Annotated in this window: 5 protein-coding genes; 2 read left to right on the forward strand and 3 right to left on the reverse strand. The window is 59.2% G+C overall.

What is annotated here, in order from left to right; all coding sequences use genetic code 11:
* The first annotated feature begins 432 nt into the window (after positions 1–432).
* Positions 433–693 (forward strand): hypothetical protein, encoded by a 261-nt coding sequence (locus ACILRN_RS15445; RefSeq protein WP_395689792.1) that lies wholly within the window; start codon positions 433–435, stop codon positions 691–693.
* 565 nt (positions 694–1258) lie between these two features.
* Here ACILRN_RS15445 and ACILRN_RS15450 read toward each other — a convergent pair.
* From ACILRN_RS15450 to ACILRN_RS15460, 3 genes are read right to left on the reverse strand one after another with little or no spacing between them, the layout of a single operon-like run.
* Complete coding sequence (locus ACILRN_RS15450; protein WP_395689794.1) at positions 1259–1957, reverse strand: Crp/Fnr family transcriptional regulator; 699 nt, start codon at positions 1955–1957, stop codon at positions 1259–1261.
* 43 nt (positions 1958–2000) lie between these two features.
* Complete coding sequence (locus tag ACILRN_RS15455; RefSeq protein WP_395689795.1) at positions 2001–3398, reverse strand: DUF1254 domain-containing protein; 1398 nt, start codon at positions 3396–3398, stop codon at positions 2001–2003.
* 38 nt (positions 3399–3436) lie between these two features.
* Positions 3437–4918, reverse strand: coding sequence for a DUF1254 domain-containing protein (locus ACILRN_RS15460; protein WP_395689797.1), 1482 nt, complete (start codon positions 4916–4918; stop codon positions 3437–3439).
* Between the two features lie 93 nt (positions 4919–5011).
* Between ACILRN_RS15460 and ACILRN_RS15465 the strand changes: the two genes are divergently transcribed.
* The coding region (locus ACILRN_RS15465) for a LysR family transcriptional regulator (RefSeq protein ID WP_395689799.1) at positions 5012–5635 on the forward strand (624 nt) is incomplete at its 3' end.

The following is a 5635-nucleotide window of genomic DNA, read 5'->3' on the forward strand; positions in this document are numbered from 1 at the left end:
ATCTGGCAATGAGATATCGGCTTTGTTCAGTTTAGCGATTACGTGTTCCCGATAGGGAGAGGTCTGCGGACTGTAAACAAATACATTCCGGTATCGAGTTTAACCGGCGCGCTGGCATTCAAGCAAGATTGGCGAGACTGCATCGCAGATCAGAAGGTCTGGTGCTGGCAAAAGTCTGAAAAGTATTTTCTATCACAACTCTTTCAGGAGCACGTCGTGCCTTCGAATAGGGGTAAAGATTACGGCCGTGTACCAAGGCACCAGGCGAATTGGGTGATTTTCAAACGCTAGCGCCTTTGGAAATCTACAAAAATGTTATATTATAACACCTCAGATCAGAGCCGGTTCAGGAGCTGCCGACATGGACATCATCCCTCCCAGCAAAGCCGTCAGCGGACGTTTCCAGAAGGGCGTGAGCGGCAATCCCGGCGAATGCCAGCCGAGGTGAAGGAAGCCCTGGAGGCTGCCTCGGAACGGGCCGCAAAGCGCCTTGTGGAATTGGTCGACAGCGACGATCCCCGGGTGGCCCTGATGGCGTCCAACGCCGTGCTCGACAGGCTTTTCGGCAAGCCGACCCAGGTGACGGACGCCAAGGTCGAGACGACCAGTGTTCAGCAGGCGCATCTCAAGGTCCTTGAGGAGATCGCGCAGCGCCGCCGTCTCCGCATCATCAACGAGACGCCTACGGACTAGGCAAACTTGACCCTCGCGCCTTGAGATCGGATGGTCTCTCATGCTTCCGCCAGGCCTTGGCAGCAGCATGGTTCAAGCGGGAAAGGCGTCGAAGTTCACATTGAAGGGTGTGCCGTGGCTCTTTTCAATCTTGTACGCTCCTGTTGGGAGGCGCCCATGTTCGAGGACATAGCCGAAACTAGTACGGGATTGTAACCGACTGATTTGTAACGGCCTTTTGTAGCAAGAACCTGTTGATTCAGGCCGTCTAAGTGGTCTGGAGTGCAAACTGGCATCTAACAACTCAAGGAAGCAATGGCAGGCCACACCGGAGCAAGTACTCGTAGGCTGGATCATAGACACTGCTGGGACGCGTAGGATCGCTGTCGTGCCCAGTCGGCACGAAGATCGCCATTCCCTGACGGACCCTGGTCAGAAGAGCGCCGTAGGCGTTCTTCAAGTAAACCCTGGGTTCCAGGGCTTTCGCTTGCTGCCACAGGGTAGAGGATCATGAGCTTTTACCCGGCGGAAGGGGCAGCCTCGTCTGAGATCGGGCAGACGAAATGGCGTCGCCGAAAGCCCTCTTCTACTCTCTGAGCAATTTCTCGCGATGGAGAACAACGACACCTCGATATTCAGCGATAATGGTTCCCTCGTTCGAGAGTTCCGAAAGTACCTTTGAAACCACCGAACGTGAAACACAGGACATCGCAGCTAACTCATCTTGCGATACTACGATCTTGCGCTCCTCGCTTTCTGCTGACCGTCGTGAACCAGCGAGGGCATGGAGCTTCATGCGAACTCTTTCGTCACCTTTCAGGCTCGTAAATCCGGCAAACAGGTCGATAGAGCGCTTGAACGAATCCGCGATGAGATCGGTAGCGGCTCTGCAAAAATCATTGTCTCCTTCTAGTGCTGCGAGTCTTGATTGCAGCACAACAAGAGCGGAGCTCGGTATGCGGGCGCGGTACTCTGCAATATTGTTTCGCTTTGTAAACGCCCCGTACTCGCCAAACCATTCAAACGGGGATACCAAGTGCGCCTGGACAACGTCGAGGTCACCTCGTGGAACCAAGACCTGAACAGCTCCTTCAAACAGGAAGTAAAGGTTGGATCCCTTTTGATCTAGGCGGATGATCCGCTCACCCCTCGAAAACTTAACGATTCTGGAATTGGATAGAATTCGCTCGCGAACTGCTGGCTCTTGGTGTGATAGCCACGCAGATTTGCGTGCAGCTGCATGGACCGTCGCTGCGTGAGCCGACGCTGTTATGGTATCAGCCAAGAGAACGGCCTACTATTTCAACAAATGTCATCTTCACTGTAGTTCATTTTGCTTCGATCAGTGGTGGCAAGGCCCAGGTGCCATCAAGTGCCTGTCGCTTCGGGCCATAGAAACGGCCCACGAAGAAGAACGGACCTTCGGGCGCAGGCAGCCAATTCGCCTCCTTCTCGGGACCTGGATTCTCAACTTGAATATAGATTTCGAGTGAACCGTCCGCGCCCAGCGTGAGGCCCGGCGTGCGGCTGCCGATGGAATAGCGGTTGATCGGATTATCAACCAGGAAGCGCTGCGGCAGGTTGTACATGGTGATCGACCAGAACTCGGTCACGGGCGGCAACTGGCCCGGTTCGAAGCGCAATACCCAATGGCGGCTGCCGTCGAGAAGCTTGCCGTTGTCATCCGTCTGCTGGCTGCCATAGACGGCTTCTTCCTTTGTGTTGCCGTAGATGCCGAGCATGGCGCCATAATTGCGCTTGGTGATGTAACCGTCACCCAGTTCCTGGCGCGTGCCAAACAAGGCCCGGGAATCCTTCTGCTGGATAGCCCCCTCCTTCAAGGCCGTGGCGGCCTCGGCGATGCCTGCCTCCATTGCCGCCCTGATCTCCGGCGACAGCCTGCCCGTATCGAAGGGCGTTCCGGGCCCGATGCCGATGCGGGCAAAGCGCGCGAACATATCCTGCTCGGCAGGCACCGTCGGCATGAATGGCAGGAGCGCGTTGAGATAAGAAATAAAGTCGATCCCCTCGGCCTTTGCCGAATCCCACACCGGCCAGTTGACTGCAGGGGCGGGGGCCGGTGCCGGCGTGCCGGCAAACTCTGAGAGCGGAGTGAGCTTGAAGGCAGACTGTACAGCCTGCATCGCAGCCACGTCATCCGGGCCGAACAGCTGTGTGCGCGTGAGCGTTCCCACAAACTCAGTTTCGGCAACGAATACCTTGTTGATGCCCGTCGGGATCTCGCCCTTCCAGCGAGGTCCGGCGAACAGGTAGTTTCCCGCCTCCCGCCCGGTGGCGCGTACGCCTGTATAGGCAAAATTGTGGGTATAGAGATCGAACCACTGGTTTACGTAGTAACGCGGGGCCGGCACGGCTGGAAGTGACAGGACGACAGGCTCTGCGCGCAGGTCGAGCCATGCCCAGGAATAGGGTGTGTCGTTGTTGGGGGTGACGATGTCAGTGTCGGCTGGCGTTGACGAGCGCGCGTAGTGACGGAACCGGTTGAACCCGCCAACATAGCCAGCAAACGATTTGTTCTGCGTTTGGTTGTACATGGTCTGGTAGCCCTGCAGGGGTGCATAGGCATAGGACCAAGCCCCCCGCGTGATGGATCGCGCCTCATCAGCTGTAAGGCTTGTTTCGGCCCGACCTGTTGAGCTGGCCAACGGCATCATCGTTGAAAGTGCAATGGCATAAAATCTGCGCCTGCTAATCGAGATCGGCATGTCATCTTCTCCGCGCTGCAAGCCCGCTTATCCATGTCTCACTTCACGAGTTCGATGTCGTTGAGCTGCCAGCTCTTGTCGAAATAGGGCTCGGTTGCTGCATAGAAGCGGAAATAGGGAAACCAGCCCTTGCCCGATGCCGTCTTGATCCAGTTCGCTGCACCGGCCGGGCGCTCCGGCCCAAAGAACACATCGACCGATCCATCGGCGTTGGTCACAAGGTCCGGCTTGCGCGAGCTCAGGTCGGCAGCGCCTTGGTCGGTCATCAGCGGCCCACGCGTGACGTTGTCGTAGAGCGTGATGGACCAGAACTGTTTCACCGGTGGGTTGGGATCGACATGCAGCATGTAGGTCTTGCCGCCGTCGAGCCAGTTTCCGTCCTTGTCTTTCGAGGTCTCGAGATAGACCTGTCCGAAGCCAACGATGCGGCCCTGCATGCCGGCTGACATGCCGATCGCCTCGTAGAACCACGATGCCCGCTCGTCGAACTGCACGCGGGTCTTGTCCGGTGTTTCCTGGTCAAGGTCGAACAGCACGGCATATTCCCATTGCTTTACGGGATAGACGGTGGCGCCCTGGTAGCGCTTGTCATAGGCCACGGTGCGCGCCATCAGCTCACCGACCTTGGCGGCCTCGGTGAGGATCTTCGTCTGCCGTGCATCGGGATTGAAGGGCTTGCCGGGCGCGATGCCGAGCGGCGCCAGCATGCCGAACATCATGCGGTCGCGCGGGGCCACTGGCTCATTGGCATAGAGCTCGGCGAGGAGCTTCCAGTAGTCCAGCGTGTCGGGTTGCGCGGATTGCCAGGGGCGCCCGCCAACCTCGGCGAACTTGGTTGGCGAAGGCGTGTCGCGCTGGTCCCACCCATAAATGCTGAACCTCCGGAGCGTGGCTTCGGCCACCGCCTTGTCCGGGTCGAGCCCGCGCGTGCCGAACCAAACCTGGTTGGATGGGGCGCGGAATACCAGGTAGCCTGGCGCATCAATGTCGGGGCTGCCCGGCGGCAGGATCAGGTACTTGCCGCCCTTGCCCTTGTCAGGCCCCGTCTGGCCCATGTCGGTGATCGGCTGCTGCCAGATGTCCAGCACGCCGCCCGCCGTCAGGCCCTCGGGTACATCCACCACCATCGGCCCCTGTTTCGCGAGGTCCCAGAAGCTGAAGGCATAGAGCGTGGTGATGTTGGGGGTGAGCATGCCCGCCTTGTCGGCAAGGCTGCGGTAGAACATGATGTCGCCATTGGCGGCGCCCAGGGTCTTAGTCTGCGCACCATAGAGCGCCTTGAAGCCCACCGCGGGGAGCGCCCAGAGATAGGCCTGCGTGGCGCGCTGGAAATCCATCTCGTCATAGAGGCGGTCGGCGGTGTCGTGGCTGGGATAGCCATTTTCCAGCGTGAGATCGCCAAGGCGGGTCGGCACCTTCTGTACATCGGCCGAGACCGCAGGGAGCGGGGCAGCGGTCCACAGGCTTGCCGCCACGGTCGCCATCAGTGCCAGCTTGTGGAGATTGCAGAAAATGGTCATGCGTTGTCACTCCTTGGCAGAGCACGACGCTTACTTGAACACGCGATACCGATATACTAGCTTGCCGATACTGAATTGGTATCGCGAGAGTTCATGATCGACCGTCTGAAATACGCGCTCGCCCTTGCGGAAACCCTGAACTTCCACCGTGCCGCACAGCGCTTGGGCATCAGCCAGCCGCATCTGACGCGGCTCATCAAGTCGCTTGAGAAGGACATCGGCATCACCTTGTTCGAGCGTGGGTCACAGGGCGTCATCCTCACGGCGGACGGTAGCCGGGCGCTCAAGGAAGCCGCCGTGCTCGTCAAGGCGGAGGCCGCGTTTCGTGGCAAGATCGAGAGCTTGCGCAACGCCTCCTCCGAGACCTTGCGCATCGCGGTGGGTGCCTTCATCTCGCAGTCCTGGGCGGCCTCTGCCGTCACCGCGATGAAGGCGGCCGATCCAGGCATTGCGATCAGCCTGCGCGAACTCGACTGGTGGAAACTGTCGGATGCCGTTCACAGTGGCGAGTTCGATCTCGCCATGGGCGAACTGAGTGAAGCCAACAAGAATCCGGACCTCGTCAAGGAACCGTTCCCCGAGCGTGAAGGCAGCTTCATCGTCAGGGCTAGCCACGCGCTTGCCGGGCGCAACCAAGTGACGCTCGAAGACATCGCCCGCTTTCCGCTGGCAGGCCCCCGCGTGCCGGGCCGCATCGCGCAGCTCTTGCCGCCCGCC

It is taken from the genome of Aestuariivirga sp., assembly GCF_044238155.1.
In the GTDB taxonomy this organism is placed as follows: Bacteria; Pseudomonadota; Alphaproteobacteria; order Rhizobiales; family Aestuariivirgaceae; genus Aestuariivirga.